We start from the raw sequence: 19,717 nt of genomic DNA on the forward strand, positions 1-19,717 counted from the left end.
CTTTTCTTTTGCAGCTTTTACACTCCTTGGATCAAGCGGTTTCGTATATTGACAATTCACTCGAACCCCTGAACCAATACGAATTTCTTTCACGGGAGTAACGGATAAGAACGCTTGAAGATTTTCAGGTTTCAGCMCTTTTGTCCCGATTAAAATAATATCTTTATCTTTCATTCTTCTTAACAGTTTTTTAATATGAGGAATACCGTTTAGCGCACTTTTATCCGCTCCCGAAGTCATGACACGCTGAATTTGCTTATAGCTTAAAAGCGTTTCAAGCGCCTTTTCTTGATCACAGATTTCATCAAATGCTAAGTGGAACGTTACATTCATTTCTCCTGCCGCATCGAGCAGTCGCTTTAAAGCTTGCTCATCAATAATTTTGTCTTCTGTTAAACAGCCTATTTCAATTCCATCAATGCCAATTTCTCTTGCATATTTAATATCTTCAATCATTGTTTGCAAATCGTCTTCATCATATTGAAAAGATTGATTATGTGGACGAATCATCACAAATATTGGGATATGTATCGTTTCTTTCACTTTTTTCATCAAACCGTAGCTTGGGGTTAAGCCGCCTTCACCGATTCCAGTTACAAGGCTTATACGATCGGCACCATGTTCCTGGGCAACTTTAGCATCATGTAAGGTTGCAGCTGTGACTTCTAATATCATTCTAAAAACACCCTTTCCCCTTTAATATAGAGCTTTTGCCTTCTTTTCCCTGTATTTATACTTAAAAAACTCTACCAAACTCTCTTATGTAAGAAAACACCCAAAAGATGTGATTAATATTTTCAAAAAATTGAATGTCATGGAAAAAGAGTAAGAACTATTCTTTTTCTCATGACGTTTCAATTAATAAAATTCTATATTTATACTAAAGATTCAAAAATACATCCCTTTTATCTAGGGTAAAGGGTTTATTAAAAAGAACGTGGATTTGTTTGTTGCATGAACATCCAATCATTTAAAGAATGAGGCTGCTGATACCCAACGGGTGCTGAGAAATCGCGACATCCGCAATCGTGCATCGGCATTTGGCCCATTCCTCCGTGCATTGGCGCCATTCCACCTTGCATCGGCATTTGACCCATTCCTCCGTACATTGGCGCCATTACACCTTGCATCGGCATTTGACCCATTCCTCCATGCATTGGCGGCATTCCTCCTTGCATCGGCATTTGACCCATTCCTCCGTACATTGGCGGCATTCCTCCTTGCATCGGCATTTGACCCATTCCTCCGTGCATTGGCGGCATTCCTCCTTGCATCGGCATTTGACCCATTCCTCCGTGCATTGGCGGCATTCCGTCTTGCATCGGCATTTGACCCATTCCTCCATGCATCGGCATTCCGTCTTGCATCGGCATTTGACCCATTCCTTCATGCATTGGCGGTAGCTCTCCGTACATTGGCATTTGATTCATTTCTTTTTGCATCGGCGGCATTCCGCCTTGCATTGGCATTTGATTCATTCCTCCATGCATCGACGGCATTGCATCTTTCATCGGCGGCATTTCTCCGTGCATTGGCATTTGATTTGCGCCTTCTTGCATCGGCATTGCCTGCATTTCTTTTGCAGAAGGCATAGGCGGCATTTTAGCAGGTTTAGGTGCTGCTTGCATATATGGATTGGATATCGGTTGTCCGGTTTGTTTCATTCCATACGAATTTCTCATTTTTAAGGGCTCCTTCCCATTCTCTTACTCTGTTTACGTTATTCTTTTTACCATCAATCTGAAATTCGTCCATAAGAAAATAGGCCTTCTACACATTCAAAATTGTAGAACGTATAAGAAAAAAGCTATAATCGAGGCAAATTGCAGATAGAAAGGTGGCACATGATGAATAAAACCATTATCGTATGGATTCGAAAAGATTTTCGGCTGGTTGATAACCCAGCTCTATTTCACGCAGCTAAAGAAGGAATGGTTGTACCTGTTTATATCCATGACGACTATGAAGAAAGCTCAATGGGAAGTGCAAGTAAATGGTGGCTTCACCATGCGCTGAATGACTTTAAAACCTCGATCAAAAAAATAAAAGGAACGCTGATTGTACAAAAAGGAAACCCTAAAGATGTGTTGCAAAAATTACTCCATGAAACGAATGCACAAGATATTTATTGGAATAGACGCTATGAACCACATGCGCTAAAAAAAGATAAAGAGCTTCAAGCTTTTTTTTCAGAGCAACAAATAAATATTCGCACATTTGAGGGATTTCTCCTTCATGAACCTTGGAAAATCACAAAAGAAAATGGAGAGCCTTATAAAGTATTTACAGCTTATTATAAAGCTTCTCAAAAACATTCCGTATCTTCTGCTGTAAAAAAAGTTACTTCCATACAGGCCTCCTCTAAACCGGTTGAATCTCTTTCAGTCTCAGATCTCGATTTGCTTCCAAGCATACCGTGGGATGAAACGATTAAGTCGACGTGGGAAGCTACGGAAAAAGGCGCGATTGATGTGTTCAAAACGTTTTTAAAGAATAAGCTGCTTCATTATGAAAAAGGACGAGATTTTCCTGCTGAAGCATTAAATTCATTTCTATCTCCTTATTTCGCTACAGGACAGCTCTCAGCTCGAGTTCTTTATCATTATTTGAGAACTAAAGCAGAAAAAATAGGTTCTGGTGCTTTTGAACAGCAAGCTGAAATGTTTATTCGTCAACTTATATGGAGAGATTTTGCTTATCAGCTGCTTTATCATTTCCCGCACACTACAACTGAACCGCTTAATGAAAAATTCAAGCAATTTCAGTGGGCTGACGGCAATGAAGAGCTTCAAGCTTGGAAAAATGGAAAAACCGGCTATCCCCTTGTCGATGCCGGGATGCGGGAGCTGTGGGAAACAGGTTTTATGCACAATCGAGTTCGAATGGTAGCCGCTTCCTTTTTAGTAAAGCACCTTTTAATTCATTGGAAACACGGAGCAAATTGGTTTTTTGATACCTTAGTAGACGCAGATTTAGCTAATAACACAATGGGCTGGCAGTGGGTTGCAGGCTCGGGTGCAGACGCCGCGCCATATTTTCGTATTTTTAATCCAATTACTCAATCAGAAAAATTTGATAAAGAAGGAGAATATATTAAAAAGTGGCTTCCAGAACTTAAAGATATTCCATCTTCTTATATTCATAAACCTTGGGAGGCCCCAGCAGACGTATTAGAAAAAGCAAACGTTACACTTAATAAAACATACCCGGCTCCAATTGTCGATCATAAAACAGCTAGAGAGCGAGCTCTAGAGCATTATCAGCATATCAAATAAGAGGCGTGATTTACCTCTTATTTGATATGCTGAATTTTTTAAACGTGTAAAAAATTCCCTTTCTTATCTATTTGCAACTAAAAACATGTATTTGAAATCTCTTTATAGGGTTTTCAAGCCCAATTCTCCTCTCTATAGCACATTTGATTTTTCATATTTTTTCCTAAAATTTGAATATATAATAATGATTATATATGCTGGGGAACTCTCTCATTGCATAGATCTGATTGGAGTGATTCGATGCCCGTTTGTCCTTCTTGTAACTATAAGGAAGATTATAATTTTTGCAGAATGTGCGGTACTCAAGTTCGGCACACCTTCATCAATCAAGAAGATCAGCTTTTTTATCCATTAAAAGATCGAATCATTACGGATAACAATGAACCAAAGCATCAAGCTATTTTATCTCATACCCATGATTTAGTATGTGCTCTTACTGAAGGTGGCATTTATGAATATGCTTCTCCTTCTTACGCTAAAACGTTAGGCGTTTATCCTGATGAACTTATTGGACAACATGTGCTTATCAATGCGTATCCCGAAGACAAACACATAATCTCGACTATTTTAGCTAACATGAGCAAAACAAAAGACGCCTCCACATTTGAATACCGAAAGCTTCATGTGAACGGCACCATCGTTTTATTAGAATGTAAAGGTGCTCCAATTATCACAGCTACTGGAGAAATCGAAGGGTTTGTATTTGTCTCACGAGACGTAACAGAAAAAAGACAAGCAGAGAAAAAGATCCGAAATTCAGAAAAGCTTTCTGTCATTGGTCACCTTGCTGCAAGTATCGCACACGAGGTTAGAAATCCTTTGACAACCATTAAAGGATTTATACAACTGTTCAGTGAGACACAGCAGCCGAAGAAAACAATGATTTATCGAGATCTCATTCAGCATGAACTTTCACAAATTGAACATATCATCACAGAGTTTATGAGTTTAGCTAAACAAGAATACGTATATACAGACAACCTTGTTATTACCGACTTGTTAGATGAGGTATTAAAGCAATTTGAACTGGCTACTGGAGTTAAAAACATCCACATCTTTCGTCATTATCCAAAAGAACATCCTCTGCTCGTTAGTGGAAAAAAAACACAGCTAACCCAAGTATTTATTCATATTATACAAAATGCCCTTGATTCGATGGAAAGCGGCGGCAAGCTGGCGGTATCGATTGAAAAATCAGCTAGAGAAACGCTGTGCATTGTGATAAAAGACAATGGATGTGGAATTGATTCAAAGCGTATCCCTCATATAGGAGAGCCTTTTTATACAACAAAAGAACGAGGAATAGGCCTGGGACTAACAATTTGCAACAAAATTATTAACGAACATAATGGTTTTTTTCATGTATCCAGTGAAAAAAATGATGGCACAAGTATTACCATTACCCTTCCTATGAAAACGACTGAACTTTACGTAGTGGAAGCCTAAAAGAGAGGCTGAGACACAACTAAATCACTTCCATTTAAAGACGAATGAATTAGATAAATGCTCTAGTATAAATGGCCTTTTACACCGCTGCTGATATCCGTACAAGGTTTCGCTTTACGCGGGGGGCCGATAGCCTCCTCGTCGCTAGACTCCTGCGGGGTCTCATCTAGGCCGCTTTTCCCGCAGGAGTCTTCGCCTTGCCCTCCAATCAACTGCTAGAAGCAACTAAACAGATAAGACCTACGTTCACCATTCCAATAAAAAACGAACCATCAATCAAATATTTTGATCAATAGTCCGTCATTTATCTTGGCTAACATACTTTTATCCCAGCCTCTTTTTCCTTTAAAACAGCTGGCTGTACAGCTGATACTTATAAAGCATATAGAAACTTCCTATCACTGCCAGGTAAAAGATAAGAGTCTCTGCTCCGCTGCCTGTTTCATATGTTAAAGGAGGCTTAAACTTCTTCTTGCTAAGAGGTGAGAAAAAAGGTACCCCTCGTTTAGAAAAGAAATCTCCAAGAATATGAAATGCGTATCCATAGGCTATTCCTAATGTAAAGTCGTTGTCATACATCGTATGTAAATAAAAAATAAGTCCGCTTGCAAGAATAGAATGCGTAATACCTCGGTGTCCAAAAATAGATTTAATTATTTTTGCGAGACCAAGAGATCTTCTACCAATATATGAATTTGGTTCATCAATATCAGGAAGCAGTGCTCCAATCGCGATGCCTACAACATAAGGAAATGTAAACGAAGCGTCTCCTGTTATAGCCACGCCGGCACCGGCAGCAATCGATGTTGCAATATGTGTGTGATATCTCAAATATGCCACCTTCTTTCTTTTTCAACTTAAGGCAAGCACTGTGATCAAAATCACACATACGTTCGCCCAACGTTAACTATAAGTGAAGGTGGTAAAAATGTCAAAATAATCTATGATTACGTAAGCTGCAGACCGACTAACCCGATAAGCATCACAAGAAAACTAATAAGAGTACCCTTTCCATTTTTCTTTGCTCTTCCATCTTTTTTGACAATAGAATAAATCCACGTACTCGAATACACAGCGAATCCAAGAAAACCAAATAACGTGATATATGTAAACATACCGAAACTCCTTTGCTTGTCATTACTATTAACTATACGAGATTTTATAAAAAAAAACAAAGTAGTATGACGGCTTGTTTAATATCTCTTTCTTTTTCTTATACTAGGAAGAGGAGGGATGGCTATGCAACAGAAGCAGCTGGAAGATATATTCGACTTCTATGGGTTAAGTGAGGTTTATCACGGCAATTTCGAGGATGTTGAACATCACTGGTTATTTAAAGACGTGGAGGCAGCTATACTTGAAGATTTTTTTAACTCTCACGATTGCGAAGATCTCGAATGCTGTACTCTAGAAGAATTTTGTTTTTTATTTATGAATTTCCAATCCATACATGCACAAATTCCCCACGTGTACTATTACTAAAAAAGTGATTTCGCAGGAAAGCGAAATCACTTTTTGTTAAAAGCCTAAAGAAATATATTTTACTTCTAAATATTCTTCAATTCCATAATGTCCGCCTTCACGTCCAAGTCCACTTTCTTTAAAGCCGCCAAACGGCGCTTGTGGTGTAGAAGGTAGTCCATCATTTAGCCCTACAATACCATATTCTAAAGCTTCAGCAATACGAATAGCTTCTGAAATATTTTCAGTGAACACATAGGCTGCTAATCCGTAAGGCGAGTTATTTGCACGGCGAATAACTTCTTCTTCTGTTTGATACGTCGCAATTGGAGCAATTGGCCCGAATGTTTCCTCGTACATACAAAGCATATCGTCCGTTGCGCCATCTACAACCGTAGGTTCAACAAACAGTCCGCTTCCCTCTTCGCGTACAGCCCCTCCAGTTAAGACGTTTCCGCCTTTTGCTACAACATCATCTAAGTGGCGCTTTACTTTTGCTAACGCTTTTTCATCGATTAAAGGTCCGATATCCGTACCTTCTTCTAAGCCGTTTCCGACTTTCAGCTGACTAACAGCCGCTGCAAACTGCTCTGCGAACGGTTTAGCAATAGACTCGTGCACGTAGATGCGGTTTGTACATACGCATGTTTGACCAGCGTTGCGGAATTTAGAAGCAATTGCATTTGTTACTGCTTTATCTAAATCAGCATTTGCTGTTACGATAAACGGAGCGTGTCCGCCTAACTCTAAAGACACTTTTTTAACCGTATCAGCTGCTCCGCGCATTAACAGTTTACCTACTTCTGTAGAGCCCGTAAACGATAGTTTACGTACACGTCCATCTTGAAGCCACGCTTCTCCAATCGCTTTTGCATCTCCCGTAACTACATTAATTACGCCTTTTGGAATACCCGCTTCTTGTGCAAGCTCTGCTAGTCGAAGAGCCGTTAGTGGCGTTTGTTCTGCGGGTTTAATAACCGCTGTACATCCAGCTGCTAAAGCTGGCGCTACTTTACGCGTAATCATAGCTGCCGGGAAGTTCCAAGGCGTAATAGCTGCCATGACTCCCACAGGCTGCTTATGAGCAAATAATCGTTTATTAGGAGAAGAAGCTGGAATTGTTTCTCCGTAAATGCGCTTGCCTTCTTCTGCGTACCATGAAACAAATCCGTTGGCATAGCCAATTTCACCTTTTGCTTCTTTAAGAGGCTTACCTTGCTCAACTGTCATTATTTCAGCAAGTTCATCCGTGTGTTCTTCGATCAGCTGATGCCATTTAAATAATAATTTACCGCGCTCTTCTGCTGTTTTTTTAGACCATGTTTGAAACGCTTCATAGGCAGCATCTGCTGCTAGCTTCGCTTCTTTTTCTCCACCTTTTGCAACAGCAGCCACTACTTCATTTGTTGCTGGATTTACCACTTCATATGTATCATTTGCTGAAACAAATTCTCCGTTAATATATAAGTTTGCTTGCTTCATATTTCTTCACTCCCTGCTTAAATTTATCTACTCAATATTCTGTGCTGTCCGAAACGTACTTTCGAATTTTACGACTGGCTTGCGATTGGCTAATACCAAGCTGTTCTGCTACTTTGTAAGACGACCTATGCTGTTCAAACGCCTTTATGACCATCTCTTTTTCCACATGTTCAATCATTTCAGGAAGCGTATGCACAGGTGGATCGATAGCAAACTCTTTTGCAAAAGGCAAATCTTTAAGCGTAATCATTTCTTCCCCTGTAACCACCAGACGCTCAATGATATTTTCCACTTCACGAACGTTTCCTTTCCATTCTTGTCCTAAAAACGCATCTAACGCTTTTGGTGATAAACGTACATTACGTTCGTATACCGTATTAAAATGGTGAAGAAACTGATAGACAAGCGGCAGAATATCTTCTTTTCGCTCTCGTAAAGGAGGAATGGTAATCGGCACTACATTAAGTCGATAGTACAAATCACGTCTAAACTTTCCTTCTTCCACCATTTGTTCTAGATTTTGATTCGTAGCAGCAATAATTCGTACGTCTATTGATACTGCTCTTGTTGAGCCCACGGGACGAATTGTACGGTCTTGYAGCACGTGGAGCAACTTACTTTGTGCTGAAAGAGAAAGTTCACCAATCTCATCTAGAAAAAGCGTGCCTTCGTTTGAAAGCTCAATGATCCCTTTTTTCCCTTCTCGAAATGCTCCAGTGAACGTACCGCCTTCATAGCCAAATAGCTCTGATTCAATAAGCTGTTCAGGAAGCGCTGCACAATTAAGCTCATGATACGGCTGCTGTTTTCTTGTACTAAGCTGGTGAAGCAGTTTTGCCACTCTGCTTTTTCCTACCCCTGTTTCTCCAAGTAAAAGAACGGTTGTATTTACAGAAGCAACTCGTTGAATGGTTGAAAAAACTTTTTTCATCGCTTCACTTTTTGTCACGATGCCTTCTAAATCCACGGCTTCGTTTAATTCTTTTTTATAGTTTTCAAGCTGTTCTTCCATCTCTTCTACTTTTCGTTTTAATTCCATTAAGTCTGTGAGATCCCGAGAATAGCTAATAACGCTTTTTAAATGCCCGTCGTTTGTAAATACCGGCCTTGTCCGCACGTGAAGATACCGGCCGGAGTTTGTTTTTTGAACCAATTCAATTGCTTGATTAGATTCAATCACTTTTAGCGTGGCCGAAGGATAAAAAATACCCATTTCCTGCAGTTCTTTTACGTGCTTCCCAATAAAATCTTCCACTTTCAAAGCATAGTTTTTTTCACACTCTGAATTTACAACTAACACATATCCATTTGCATCAGTTACGAAGATTTCATCAAATGATGACTCAAATATATCGTAAAGTTCGTCGTTAATTTGCTGAATATGCTTTTTATGAATGRTCATTTGAATCACCTTTTCGTCAAAAAATAATTATTATTTTATTTTATCAGAAAATGAAAAATCTATAAATAGAGTGTCCAAACATACCCATTCTTTGTGATTCATGAAGAATGAGTGAAGAGTTCTCTCTTCACTCATGCCTCAATTCCACTTACACTTCAACCGTTTGCTGTACGCTTGCTTCTAGTGCTGCTTCAAAAATAGCTAAGCCTTCTTCCAGCTGCTCATCTGTAATAACAATCGGCATTAAGATACGAAGAACGTTTCCAAATACTCCTGCGCTAAGCAGTAATAATCCACGGTTGTTTGCTTCTTTCACGATGCGCTGTGTAAGCTCTTTGTCTGCTTCTTTTGTTTCACGGTCTTTCACAAGCTCAATCGCAGACATCGCTCCTAATCCGCGAATATCACCGATACAGTCATATTTTTCTGCTAGTTTTTCAAATCGTGATGTTACCACTTTTCCAAGGTACTCACCGCGTTCATTTAGCTTTTCTTCTTCAATGATATCAAGTACAGCTAAAGCTGCTTCACATCCAAGAGGACTTCCGCAATACGTTCCGCCAAGCTCACCAGGATTAGATTCATCCATGATTTCAGCACGGCCAATGACACCGCTGATTGGTACGCCAGCTCCTAGTGATTTTGATACCGTAATTAAATCAGGCTCAACGTCAAAATGTTCAATACCGAAGTAACGGCCTGTACGTGCAAATCCTGCTTGAATTTCATCTGATACAAATAAAATTCCGTGCTCTTTACATAATTGATACACTTCTTGCACAAAACGTTTACCTGGAACAATGAAACCACCTTCACCTTGAATCGGCTCCATGACAACAGCTGCAATCGTTTCCGGTGCTACTTCTGTATTTAAGAAGTTTTTGAATTCTGTAATCATGAAATCTTCGTATGCTTCAACTGATAACCCTTGTGGACGGCGATACTCATAAGGATATGGAGCTTTGTATACTTCAGGAGCAAACGGTCCAAATTCATATTTATATGGTTTTACTTTACTTGTCATTGTCATTGTCATTAATGTACGACCATGGAAACCGCGGTTAAAGGAAATAATTCCTTGGCGCTTTGTATATTTACGAGCAATTTTCACTGCGTTTTCTACAGCTTCTGCTCCGCTATTTAAAAGTAATACTTTCTTGTCAAATTCACCCGGTGCAATTGCTGCTAATCTTTCTGCAAGCTCTACGTATGACTCATACATCATTACGTTAAATCCCGTGTGAATAAAACGGTCTACTTGTTTGTGAAGCGCTTCTTTTACTTTTGGATGACTGTGCCCTACATTGATTGTGCCAATTGCGCCTACGAAATCAATAAACGTATTGCCATCGACATCTTTAACGATCGCCCCTTCAGCCGTATCAGCAAATGTCGGAATGCCATAACTTACACCTTTCGGAATGGCACGGTGTCTTCTATCTAATAATTGCTTTGCATTTTCTCCCGGTAAATTTGTTGCTACTTTGCTAAAAGTTTGACTCATTTTTTATCTTCCTCTCATATTAAATAATTCTTCAATTAGTTTATATGCAAAAAACGTGCCAACTTTCAAAAAGCTGAAAAATAAGCATTTTTAGATAATTCTAACGATATTTGACTCATCAATAAGTCTATATAAACTTATTGATGAGTCAAAAAAGACTTTCTTCTCGCATAAAGTACAGGAATTTTATATTGCCATAAAAGGAACAAGGCTTTTATAATAAATGTATAAATATAGTAATGTTAGGATTGACCTCTTTATAAAGGAGTGAAAAATATGCTAGAGGGCTGGTTTTTATGGGTTATTTTATTTTGGGTGGTCTTTTTGATGAGCATGTTTGCTATCGGCGGATTTTTTATGTTCAGGAAATTTTTAAAGCGCTTACCAAAAGAAGACGGCATGTCTGAGCTTGATTGGCAAGATCACTATCTTTCCAAAACCGTCCACCTTTGGTCAGCGGATCAAAAGCAGCTATTAAACGTTCTTGTTGAACCAGTACCTGAACTATTTCGCGATGTAGCCAAACAAAAAATCGCGGGGAAAATTGGGGAACTCGCAATTGAGGAACAAGCAGCCTCTATAACGGAAGATTTAATCGTACGCGGATACATTTTAGCTACGCCTAAACGTGATCATAAATTTTTATTAAAAACATTAAAAAAGCAAAAAATAGATGCCGTCCCTTATCAGCATTTATTTTAAACTAAAAAAGGTGGCTGCGTAGCCACCTTTTTTAGTTTAATATCGTTGTATTAGCAAGACGATCATTATGCAGCTTTCGTTCGAGCTTTTTGTACGATGTGTACATAGCAATGCGCCACGGTACAATCATACCAAATGCTAAAATCCAGAACATACCGCCAAGCTGGCCAACATCAATTGAAGAACTTAAATATATTTTCATTGCAATTCGAATAATAAGCAAACCAATAATAATGAATGCAAAGGCTTTTGAACGCTTCAAGTAAATATGATCGTCACGAATTTCAAATTTAGACGTTTTAATTAACAGGATTGAGAAAATCATGCCTGCTATTAACGCCTCAAGCAGTTCTGCACCCGTTACTCGAAACATTGGAAAGATAAACATTAACGCTCCCGTACTCATAAAAAAAGGCGGGAGTATAATTTTTTTTGCATTCGTTGGTTTATCAGCAGCTTTCATTCGAACAACTAATATGAAAGAAGCCATAAAAATTGCGACAAGTGTTGAAGCAATAACCAATGAAATCCTTCCTTTACTATAGTTTAGTGTTTACTTATATTATAATCCAAAAAACATCAGAAGTAAAAGTGCAACAAAAAAACAGAAGAGGATCTCTTCTGTTTTTATTTAGTAGAGGTGATATCTGCTTTTGCTTTTTGCTTTTGTTTTTGCTTTTTCATTGCTTTTAGTAAGAACCCGCCTTTAAATTTACGCGGCTCGTATGAAATAATGAAAGCACGAGGCTCATATTCTTCAATGAATGCTAATAGCTCTTCTTCTCTACTTCTTTTTGTTAAAATGTCTAATCTATAGCGTGCACTGTCTCTTCCTTCTCCTTGATAAACAGTAACACCAAAACCTTCTTGTCGAAGGCGGTTAATCAACTCTTCATTTTTGGTCATAAGGTTAACTAAGAATGTTGTATATCCGATAGCAAGTCTAGATTCGATATAACTTCCAAGAATAATTCCTACTCCAAACCCAACTGCATATACAACCATAGCAAGCGTGCTTTGATCTCCTGAAAATACAAGAGATAAGCCGAATACATAAATTAACGCTTCAACAAATCCAAAAACCGAGGCATACATACTCATACCTTTGACTAAAAAAATTGTGCGCAGCGTCAAGATCGGTACATAGATCAGTTGCAAAAGCAAGATTAACAAAATATCTTTCAATTTATACACCTCTTTTTAACAATTAAAAATATGACGATTTCATTGTATCACTCCGTATTTATAGAAGATATAGTAAAAATAAATTTTTTCTATATATTTTTTACATCATATTCTTGTATATTTCCTAAGAGCAAAAGTAACTATTTTATCTTTTGAAAAATAAAAAGAATCTGCCAATTATCAGATTCTTTTTTTTATCATTTTCCCTTTTTAAAAGCCCGTAAACCCTCCAAATACGCTCGTTGTATAAATAATAATTTTTGTCATCCAGTCAAAATACAAAATAAATCCCATACCAATCATTGCATATCCGCCAACTTTCATCATGGAATTCATATGTTTTTTTAACCAGTTCATTTTCCCGATAAAAAACGTCATAATAAAAAATGGAATAGAAAACCCAAGTGAATAAGCTATCATATACAAAAGACCGGAGCCTGGGTTTGTCGCTGCAAGGGCCATAACCGATACTAAAATAGGGCCCGTACACGGAGTCCAGCCGGCAGCAAAAGCCATACCAATAAAAGAAGAACCTAAGAGTCCAGCCGGCTTATTTGCGAATTTAAGCTTGTGTTCCTGCATAAGAATTCGAGGCTTAAAAATTCCTAGTACAACTAGACCAAAGAAAATAATAAGAATAGCGCCAATCTGCCGAATTAAATCCTTATAGTTGAAAAACCACTGACCAATAAAAGAAGTAGCAAAGCCAATCATAATGAAAATAACAGAAAACCCCAATAGAAAAAATGCTGTGTGAATAAAAGCTTTACGCTGATGTGACTTAGCACCTTCCTTTAGCTCGCTAACTGACACTCCCGTTATGTACGATAAAAAAGCTGGGTACAAAGGCAAACAGCAGGGTGAAATAAACGATAAAAACCCCGCGCCGAATGCCAAAAACAAATTTAAATCTCCCACATTTCCCACTTCCCTTTTTTGTTCTTTTTGTTCTTTTTCGTTACCATTTTGTAACCAAATTGTCTTATCTCACTTCTTTCAAATAGTACCATTATCTTGTATAATTAGGTAAACGACTTGTTAGAAGGGATACATAGCATTGGCCAAAAAAGATATTCTATTAGCGATTGAAAAGAAACGAGAAGAACTCATCCGCATAGTCCGAGTAAGTGGATTAAACTCTCCACCTGCTATTAAACATAGTCAAGAATTAGATCATTTATTAAACGTTTACAATGAATTCCCTGCTCAAACAACAGAAACAACCTCTTCATGAAGGTTGTTTCTTTTTTTACCTTCACTCTATCAATTCTGTATAAATCTCTTTTACTCCTGTTTCTTTGCTGAAATTCTCTTCTTTTTCACTGTGCTGAAGCTGATACATATTATAGTACAAACCGCCTTTGTTTAGCAGTTCAGTATGTGTGCCTTTTTCGACGATTTTTCCTTTATGCAGTACTAAAATACAGTCGGCGTGTTGAATAGTGGATAAACGATGGGCAATCGCAATTGTTGTACGGCCTTTTCCCATATCTCTTAACACTTCTTGAATCGCTTCTTCTGTTTCTGTATCAATGTGTGCTGTTGCTTCATCAAGAATAAGGATTTTAGGATTCCGGATGACCGTTCTTGCAAATGCTAAGAGCTGACGCTGGCCGCTTGATAAAGTGGAACCTCTTTCGACTAGCACTTCATTATACTTATTAGGAAGGGCTTCGATAAATGCATGAGCTTGCACAAATTCCGCCGCTGCTTTTACTTGTTCATCAGAAAAATGGTCTTCGTGCAGCGTAATATTTCGTTTTACGGTATCTGCAAATAAAAAGGCATCTTGAAGCACTAGCCCTACCTCATCTCGAAGCTGTTTATTTGAAAAAGACGATAGCGGTTTATTATCGATCAAAATGTCTCCTTTTTGCTGCTCATAAAAACGCATTAATAAATTAATGATGGAGCTTTTTCCGCTTCCCGTATGGCCTACTAAAGCCACTGTTTCTCCTTCGTTTACCGTAAACGATATATCAGAAAGTACATCTCGAACACCGTCATAGGAAAACGTTACGTTTCTGAATTCTACCGTTCCTTTTTGTACCCCCTGCTTTTGTTCTCCTGTCATGACTGGATTTTTTTCTTTTTCATCCATCAAGTTAAACACCCGAGAGGCTGATACCATCGCTTGCTGATACATAGAGAGACGCTGCATCATTTCATTAACAGGCTCAAAAAAACGATCCAAGTAGTTGATAAACGCGTAAAGAACACCCATTTTAACAGGACTGTCAGCTACGGAAACACCAAAATAACTGAGCACAAGAATAACGGCTAACATGTAAAGAATTTCGACTGCCGGTCTTAGCAGCAAACCATCTAACTTAATATTGCGCATCCCCGCTTTGTAATGCTCATCATTGATTTCTTCAAATTCCGAGCGCAGCCGCTTTTCTTGACGAAATAACTGAATAATAGACATGCCTTGCAAAGACTCATGAAGCTTGGCATTTAACTGGCTGAGCTTTTCTCGAAGCTGTCCGTAGTAAATAGCGCTGTAATGCTGATAAAGCTTCATAAGTCCCCAAATGAACGGGAGAAGAACTAAACAATAAAAAGCCAGCTTCACATCTAGCATAAACATGGCTATAAAAATACCGACCAAAAATACCCCATTTTGAATAAAAACCGCGATGACTTCCACAAACATTTCTTTCATGGCTTCCGTGTCATTTGTAATTCGAGATACTAGGCTTCCTGTTGGCGTGTTGTCAAAAAAGCGAAGAGCCAGGCGATGAACATGAGAAAAAACGTCAATTCGAATCCGCTGAATAATTTGAAGCGCAATTTTTTGGAACTGCAGAAGCTGAAAGTATTGAACGAAAATTTTTAAAAGCTGTAAAAGCAAATAACTGCTTGCAAGCCACACAAGAGGCTGAAGAGGCAAATACTTAGGAGTTAAATAATCGTCAATGAAAATTTTAATCAAAATGGGCCCTAATAAATCCGCAGCCGTAGCAATTAATAATAATGTGAACGCTAAAAAAAATGATTTTTTATGCGGAATTGTATAGCGAAACAGACGTTTATGTACCGAAGAATGCTCAATTTTCATTTTTCGTCTCTCCTTCTTCTACCGCACGTTCAAGCTGCTGTCTATCGTACATATCCTGGTACCAGCCGCTCACGCTAAGCAGTTCCTCATGAGTTCCTCGCTGAATAATTTTCCCTTTATCAAGTACAAGAATCAGGTCTGCATGAGTAACCGAGCTCAGCCGATGCGCTGTAATAATCGTTGTTCGATTTTGACGTTTCTGCTTCAGCGCTTGTAAAATACCTGCTTCCGTTTTTCCATCTACCGCTGATAGCGAGTCGTCTAAAATTAAAAGCTCAGGATCTAATAGAAGAGCTCTTGCAATCGAGATACGCTGTTTTTGTCCACCCGATAACGAAACGCCTTTTTCACCTACTATTGTTTGATAGCCATCCGTAAAATCGAGGATGTCTCTATGTACATTGGCAACTTTAGCCGCTTCTTTAACTTCTTGATTGCTTGCTTCTCTTTTTCCAAACGCGATATTATCAGCAACTGTTGTTGAAAACAAAAAGTGATCTTGAGGAACATACCCAATGCTTTGGTACAATGAATCAAAAGCATAGTCTTTAATGTCTTTTCCTCCCCATAAAACAGCTCCGTCGCTTACATCAAATTCACGAAGCAGCAGCTTTAAAAGCGTGGTTTTCCCAGCTCCCGTCTTTCCGACAATACCTAACGTTTGACCGCGAGAAAGTGTAAAATAAATTTCGTTTAACGTATATCCGTTTTCTTTACCATACGAAAACCTATGAATAACAGCTTCAATATTTCCTGTCGGCATTTCAACACTGGGATGCGCTGCTTCTTCAATCGAATTTTCTTCTTTTAATAAAGAAAATACCCTGTCATATGATGCTCTTCCTCGTTCCACAATGTTAAATAGCCAGCCAAACGCGAGCATCGGCCAAATAAGAAGACCCAAATAAGTTGTAAAGGTAACAAGCTGCCCCAGTGTCAACTCTTCACTAATAACCATCTTGCTGCCAAAAATAAGAGCAAGTAAAAAAGAAAGTGCTACAATAATCGAAATGGTCGGATCAAACAATGCATCTACTCGGGCTACTTTCATGTTCTTTTGCACAACATCTGCAGACTTGATGCGAAATTCTTCGACATCAGCTGCTTCTTCCCCAAACGTCTTAATGACTTTAATTCCGCTAATGCTTTCTTGAACCTTATCATTTAAAGTAGAAAATGCTGCTTGTGCGTGATGAAACCGCGCATGAAGCAATGTACCATAGTAACTTGTTAAAACGGCCATAAGCGGCATAGGAATAAGGCAAATAAGCGTTAATTTCCAGCTGATTGTGAGGGCCATTGTGCATAGAACAAGCCCTCCTGTGACAATGGAATCCACGAGTGTCAAAACGCCCGAACCTGCAGTTTGTTGAATAGCTTGAATATCGTTTGTTGCATGGGCCATCAAATCCCCAATTCGCCGCCGTTGATAAAAGGCCTGATTCATCTTGGTAAAATGAGTGTAGAGGGTATTTCTCAGCTGCTTGGCTAGTTTAACAGATGAACCAAATATCATAATACGCCATATGTATCTTGTGAAATAGGCCACAACAGCAGCTCCTAGCAAAATTCCAACCATCTGCATTAAGCGCTTTCCATTCAGCGTCCCTTCTTTAATGCCATCTACCGTTAAACCAATAATTTTAGGCGGGAGAAGTTCTAATGCTGCCACAATAATGAGCAGCGCTATCCCCGTTATGTAAGACTTTTTTTCCTGTTTGAAAAACCACCATAACTCTCGAAAAATTTTCATCGTATCCCCCTAGCCCCACAACCATTTTCTTATCTCTATCATAAAACAAAAGACACCCTTCTGAATAGAGAGTGTCTGTCCAATTAACCATTATTTAATTTGGCCGTTCATTGCTTTCATCATTTGGTTAATTTTTTTCTGCGATGGTTTCATGCCCATTTGCATCATCATCATTTTTAACATTTGTTCATTAATTGGTGGATTTTTCTTCAGATAGCTCATCATATACTTACGAGCAATGAAAAATCCTAGCGCTATCCCAACAATTAATGCTAGAACACCAACTAGAATATACATTCCCATGGTATTACTTCCTCCTTCGTGTTGTCTAACTTACAGTGTACTAGACCATACGCTATTATACAATATTTCCGTTCCAATTTCCTTAAATAATTACACAAATTTTCTTGTTTTCACAGGCCTCAGCCAGCCGTATTCATCCGTTCCATAATTCACTGCTAAAAAACAAGGATCTAGCTTGCGTAATACTTCAAAAAAAGCTGTCTCAGCATCAACATTGCCATCTCCTTCAATTGTTATACAGCGATTCGTTAATTTTATAGATGCTCGACTTTTTTTATGAGGATATTCCAGCACAAACGTCTCTTGATGAGTAAAAAAATGAGGATAATGAGAAAACGCCTGAAGCAATTCTCGTTGAATAAATGAAATGGGCAGTTGGCGAGTAATGTAATGAACTTGTTTTTGTAAGTGCGTTTCCTGCAAGTGACGTTTCATTCTATATTCAATCAGCAGCTGATAAATGAGCTTTTCTCTTCGAAAATAGGATGATGCAACTTCTTCCTCCATTAAATATACTTCATACGTTCTCACGATTCATCCTCCCTTTCGGCTCGTTCTTTTTTGTACCATTATACCGAATGGTGTACGCAATGCTTGTCTATCGATGAAAAAATTCCTTTGTTTTTTTGTCGAAAAAAAGAGCAGACCACAGGAGTCTGCTCTTTCTTATGAAAGAGAATTATGCATTAAGCAAGCTTTTCACTTTTGCTACTACATTTTCAACTGTAAAACCAAATTCTTTCATGATTGTTTCACCAGGAGCAGATGCACCGAAGTGATTAATACCAAGAACTTGTCCTTCGTCTCCAACATAGCGTTCCCAGCCAAGTGTAGAAGCCATTTCAATACCTAAACGTTTTTTCACTGATTTAGGGATAACACTTTCTTTGTACTCAGCAGATTGCTCTTCGAAACGATCCCACGCAGGCATACTTACTACAGATACATCAATGCCTTCTGCCGCTAATGCTTTTTGTGCTTCTACTGCTAGGCTTACTTCAGAGCCTGTTGCAAGTATTAACGCATCCGCTTGGTCTTTACCAGCTTTAGATACAACATATGCACCTTTAGACACGCCTTCGTATGCATTTTCTTTTGTACCTTCAAGCGTTGGCAAGTTTTGACGAGTCAATACAAGCGCCGTTGGGCGGTCAGTTGACTCTAATGCTAAGCGCCATGCAGCAGCTGTTTCATTTGCATCTGCAGGACGAACCACTGAAAGACCTGGCATTGCACGAAGTGATGGCAATTGTTCAATTGGCTCATGTGTTGGGCCGTCTTCTCCAACTGCGATACTGTCATGTGTGAATACATATGTTACAGGAAGCTTCATTAAAGCTGCTAAGCGAATTGCTGGGCGAAGATAATCAGAGAATACAAAGAATGTTCCTCCGAATACTTTTACACCGCCGTGTAGAGCCATACCGTTTAATGCAGCTCCCATTGCAAATTCACGTACACCGAACCAGATATTACGTCCGCTGTAATCAGCTGCAGTGAAGTCTTCTGAACCTTTAATCATTGTTTTATTTGAGCCAGCTAAGTCAGCTGAACCGCCGAAGAATTGAGGTACAGCTTGTGCTACTGCGTTTAATACTTCTCCAGAAGAAGCACGGCTAGCTAGGCTTGAACCCGTTTCGTATGCTGGAAGCGTTTCTTCCCAGCCTTCCGGTAACTTTCCTTCTACTGCCAGTTCAAATTGACGACCTAGTTCAGGGTATTTTTCTTTATACTGTGCAAATACATCGTTCCATTCGTTTTCTTTCTTTTGGCCATCTTCAGCAATTGTAGCTTTGAAGTGAGCATACACTTCTTCTGGCACATAGAAATCTTCTTCAAATGTCCATGCATAAGCTTCTTTTGTTAATTTTGTTTCATCGGAACCTAATGGAGAACCGTGCACGCCAGAAGTACCCGCGTGGTTTGGAGAACCAAATCCGATTGTTGTTTTTACTTCAATTAGCGTCGGGCGTGTTAAATCGCCTTTTGCTTCTTCAATTGCGTTTGCAATCGCTGTCAAGTCATTGCCGTCTTCAACGCGGATTACTTGMCATCCGTAAGCTTTGAAACGATCTTCTACGTTCTCAGAGAACGAGCGATCTAAATCTCCGTCTAAAGAAATATCATTTGAATCGTATAAAAC

The 19,717-nt window shown here is 38.8% G+C and carries 21 protein-coding genes; 5 read left to right on the forward strand and 16 right to left on the reverse strand.

Annotated elements, in window-relative coordinates:
• Both AC1DRF_RS07100 and AC1DRF_RS07105 read right to left on the reverse strand, forming a co-directional pair.
• Window positions 1–675 (reverse strand): copper homeostasis protein CutC (locus AC1DRF_RS07100; RefSeq protein WP_477740483.1); only part of this gene is annotated, 675 nt, incomplete at its 3' end.
• A 251-nt stretch (window positions 676–926) separates the two neighbouring features.
• Window positions 927–1,682, reverse strand: a complete 756-nt coding sequence (locus tag AC1DRF_RS07105; RefSeq protein WP_477740484.1) for a hypothetical protein — start codon at window positions 1,680–1,682, stop codon at window positions 927–929.
• Between the two features lie 165 nt (window positions 1,683–1,847).
• Here AC1DRF_RS07105 and AC1DRF_RS07110 point away from each other — a divergent pair, with 165 nt between their 5' ends.
• Together AC1DRF_RS07110 and AC1DRF_RS07115 are read left to right on the forward strand one after the other, a co-directional pair.
• Entirely contained in the window at window positions 1,848–3,275 is a 1,428-nt protein-coding gene (locus AC1DRF_RS07110; RefSeq protein WP_427075178.1) for a cryptochrome/photolyase family protein, read from the forward strand.
• A 291-nt stretch (window positions 3,276–3,566) separates the two neighbouring features.
• A complete protein-coding gene (locus AC1DRF_RS07115) occupies window positions 3,567–4,721 on the forward strand; it encodes an ATP-binding protein (RefSeq protein ID WP_477740485.1) in 1,155 nt (384 codons plus the stop codon).
• Between the two features lie 62 nt (window positions 4,722–4,783).
• Here the strand turns inward: AC1DRF_RS07115 and AC1DRF_RS07120 are convergent, their stop codons facing one another.
• From AC1DRF_RS07120 to AC1DRF_RS07130, 3 genes are all read right to left on the reverse strand, one after another.
• The gene (locus tag AC1DRF_RS07120) at window positions 4,784–4,933 is read right to left on the reverse strand and encodes a hypothetical protein (RefSeq protein WP_427075180.1); all 150 of its coding nucleotides are present in this window, start codon (window positions 4,931–4,933) and stop codon (window positions 4,784–4,786) included.
• Window positions 4,934–5,066: 133 nt separating this feature from the next.
• Window positions 5,067–5,552: a metal-dependent hydrolase gene (locus AC1DRF_RS07125; protein ID WP_043976585.1), complete on the reverse strand. Its 486-nt coding sequence runs from the start codon at window positions 5,550–5,552 to the stop codon at window positions 5,067–5,069.
• Window positions 5,553–5,668: 116 nt separating this feature from the next.
• Window positions 5,669–5,836, reverse strand: a complete 168-nt coding sequence (locus AC1DRF_RS07130; RefSeq protein WP_014458527.1) for a hypothetical protein — start codon at window positions 5,834–5,836, stop codon at window positions 5,669–5,671.
• Window positions 5,837–5,954: 118 nt separating this feature from the next.
• Between AC1DRF_RS07130 and AC1DRF_RS07135 the strand changes: the two genes are divergently transcribed.
• A complete protein-coding gene (locus tag AC1DRF_RS07135) occupies window positions 5,955–6,203 on the forward strand; it encodes a hypothetical protein (protein ID WP_157842230.1) in 249 nt (82 codons plus the stop codon).
• A gap of 36 nt (window positions 6,204–6,239) precedes the next feature.
• Here the strand turns inward: AC1DRF_RS07135 and AC1DRF_RS07140 are convergent, their stop codons facing one another.
• The 3 genes from AC1DRF_RS07140 to gabT all read right to left on the reverse strand — a co-directional run bounded on the left by AC1DRF_RS07140 (window position 6,240) and on the right by gabT (window position 10,570).
• Window positions 6,240–7,664: an NAD-dependent succinate-semialdehyde dehydrogenase gene (locus AC1DRF_RS07140; protein ID WP_075419434.1), complete on the reverse strand. Its 1,425-nt coding sequence runs from the start codon at window positions 7,662–7,664 to the stop codon at window positions 6,240–6,242.
• Between the two features lie 31 nt (window positions 7,665–7,695).
• Entirely contained in the window at window positions 7,696–9,066 is a 1,371-nt protein-coding gene (locus tag AC1DRF_RS07145; RefSeq protein WP_477740486.1) for a sigma-54 interaction domain-containing protein, read from the reverse strand.
• Between the two features lie 148 nt (window positions 9,067–9,214).
• Window positions 9,215–10,570, reverse strand: coding sequence for a 4-aminobutyrate--2-oxoglutarate transaminase (gene gabT, locus AC1DRF_RS07150; RefSeq protein ID WP_050689592.1), 1,356 nt, complete (start codon window positions 10,568–10,570; stop codon window positions 9,215–9,217).
• Window positions 10,571–10,846: 276 nt separating this feature from the next.
• On the opposite strand from gabT, the gene AC1DRF_RS07155 reads away from it, so the two are divergent.
• Window positions 10,847–11,272 carry a DUF2621 domain-containing protein gene (locus AC1DRF_RS07155; RefSeq protein WP_013058765.1) on the forward strand — a complete coding sequence of 142 codons (426 nt, stop codon included), beginning with the start codon at window positions 10,847–10,849 and terminating at the stop codon, window positions 11,270–11,272.
• 31 nt (window positions 11,273–11,303) lie between these two features.
• On the opposite strand, the gene AC1DRF_RS07160 is transcribed toward AC1DRF_RS07155, so the two are convergent.
• The 3 genes from AC1DRF_RS07160 to AC1DRF_RS07170 all read right to left on the reverse strand — a co-directional run bounded on the left by AC1DRF_RS07160 (window position 11,304) and on the right by AC1DRF_RS07170 (window position 13,375).
• Window positions 11,304–11,795: a CcdC family protein gene (locus AC1DRF_RS07160; RefSeq protein WP_013058766.1), complete on the reverse strand. Its 492-nt coding sequence runs from the start codon at window positions 11,793–11,795 to the stop codon at window positions 11,304–11,306.
• Window positions 11,796–11,899: 104 nt separating this feature from the next.
• Window positions 11,900–12,457: a DUF2179 domain-containing protein gene (locus tag AC1DRF_RS07165; protein ID WP_013058767.1), complete on the reverse strand. Its 558-nt coding sequence runs from the start codon at window positions 12,455–12,457 to the stop codon at window positions 11,900–11,902.
• Window positions 12,458–12,667: 210 nt separating this feature from the next.
• Window positions 12,668–13,375: a cytochrome c biogenesis CcdA family protein gene (locus AC1DRF_RS07170; RefSeq protein WP_034649306.1), complete on the reverse strand. Its 708-nt coding sequence runs from the start codon at window positions 13,373–13,375 to the stop codon at window positions 12,668–12,670.
• 139 nt (window positions 13,376–13,514) lie between these two features.
• Here AC1DRF_RS07170 and AC1DRF_RS07175 point away from each other — a divergent pair, with 139 nt between their 5' ends.
• The gene (locus AC1DRF_RS07175; protein ID WP_013084718.1) at window positions 13,515–13,691 is read left to right on the forward strand and encodes an aspartyl-phosphate phosphatase Spo0E family protein; all 177 of its coding nucleotides are present in this window, start codon (window positions 13,515–13,517) and stop codon (window positions 13,689–13,691) included.
• A 21-nt stretch (window positions 13,692–13,712) separates the two neighbouring features.
• Here AC1DRF_RS07175 and AC1DRF_RS07180 read toward each other — a convergent pair whose 3' ends face one another.
• The 5 genes from AC1DRF_RS07180 to AC1DRF_RS07200 form a co-directional block, all read right to left on the reverse strand.
• Window positions 13,713–15,518: an ABC transporter ATP-binding protein gene (locus AC1DRF_RS07180; RefSeq protein WP_477740487.1), complete on the reverse strand. Its 1,806-nt coding sequence runs from the start codon at window positions 15,516–15,518 to the stop codon at window positions 13,713–13,715.
• Window positions 15,508–17,271: an ABC transporter transmembrane domain-containing protein gene (locus AC1DRF_RS07185; RefSeq protein ID WP_477740488.1), complete on the reverse strand. Its 1,764-nt coding sequence runs from the start codon at window positions 17,269–17,271 to the stop codon at window positions 15,508–15,510. The genes AC1DRF_RS07180 and AC1DRF_RS07185 overlap by 11 nt, the downstream gene beginning before the upstream one ends.
• Window positions 17,272–17,361: 90 nt before the next feature.
• Entirely contained in the window at window positions 17,362–17,574 is a 213-nt protein-coding gene (locus tag AC1DRF_RS07190; RefSeq protein ID WP_013058772.1) for a YneF family protein, read from the reverse strand.
• 90 nt (window positions 17,575–17,664) lie between these two features.
• Window positions 17,665–18,105 (reverse strand): sporulation inhibitor of replication protein SirA, encoded by a 441-nt coding sequence (sirA, locus tag AC1DRF_RS07195; RefSeq protein WP_013084721.1) that lies wholly within the window; start codon window positions 18,103–18,105, stop codon window positions 17,665–17,667.
• A 148-nt stretch (window positions 18,106–18,253) separates the two neighbouring features.
• On the reverse strand, window positions 18,254–19,717 hold a 1,464-nt coding region (locus AC1DRF_RS07200; protein ID WP_477740489.1), incomplete at its 5' end, for a transketolase family protein.

This window comes from Priestia sp. P5_B4 (assembly GCF_056400385.1).

What these genes read in the sequence shown, in the direction of transcription:
- AC1DRF_RS07110 (WP_427075178.1), top strand. Translation starts at nt 1,848, where the DNA reads ATGAATAAAACCATTATCGTATGGATTCGAAAAGATTTTCGGCTGGTT.
- AC1DRF_RS07180 (WP_477740487.1), bottom strand. Translation starts at nt 15,518, where the DNA reads ATGAAAATTGAGCATTCTTCGGTACATAAACGTCTGTTTCGCTATACA.
- AC1DRF_RS07140 (WP_075419434.1), bottom strand. Translation starts at nt 7,664, where the DNA reads ATGAAGCAAGCAAACTTATATATTAACGGAGAATTTGTTTCAGCAAAT.
- AC1DRF_RS07185 (WP_477740488.1), bottom strand. Translation starts at nt 17,271, where the DNA reads ATGAAAATTTTTCGAGAGTTATGGTGGTTTTTCAAACAGGAAAAAAAG.
- AC1DRF_RS07105 (WP_477740484.1), bottom strand. Translation starts at nt 1,682, where the DNA reads ATGAGAAATTCGTATGGAATGAAACAAACCGGACAACCGATATCCAAT.
- AC1DRF_RS07130 (WP_014458527.1), bottom strand. Translation starts at nt 5,836, where the DNA reads ATGTTTACATATATCACGTTATTTGGTTTTCTTGGATTCGCTGTGTAT.
- AC1DRF_RS07190 (WP_013058772.1), bottom strand. Translation starts at nt 17,574, where the DNA reads ATGGGAATGTATATTCTAGTTGGTGTTCTAGCATTAATTGTTGGGATA.
- AC1DRF_RS07155 (WP_013058765.1), top strand. Translation starts at nt 10,847, where the DNA reads ATGCTAGAGGGCTGGTTTTTATGGGTTATTTTATTTTGGGTGGTCTTT.
- AC1DRF_RS07135 (WP_157842230.1), top strand. Translation starts at nt 5,955, where the DNA reads ATGGCTATGCAACAGAAGCAGCTGGAAGATATATTCGACTTCTATGGG.
- AC1DRF_RS07115 (WP_477740485.1), top strand. Translation starts at nt 3,567, where the DNA reads ATGTGCGGTACTCAAGTTCGGCACACCTTCATCAATCAAGAAGATCAG.
- gabT (WP_050689592.1), bottom strand. Translation starts at nt 10,570, where the DNA reads ATGAGTCAAACTTTTAGCAAAGTAGCAACAAATTTACCGGGAGAAAAT.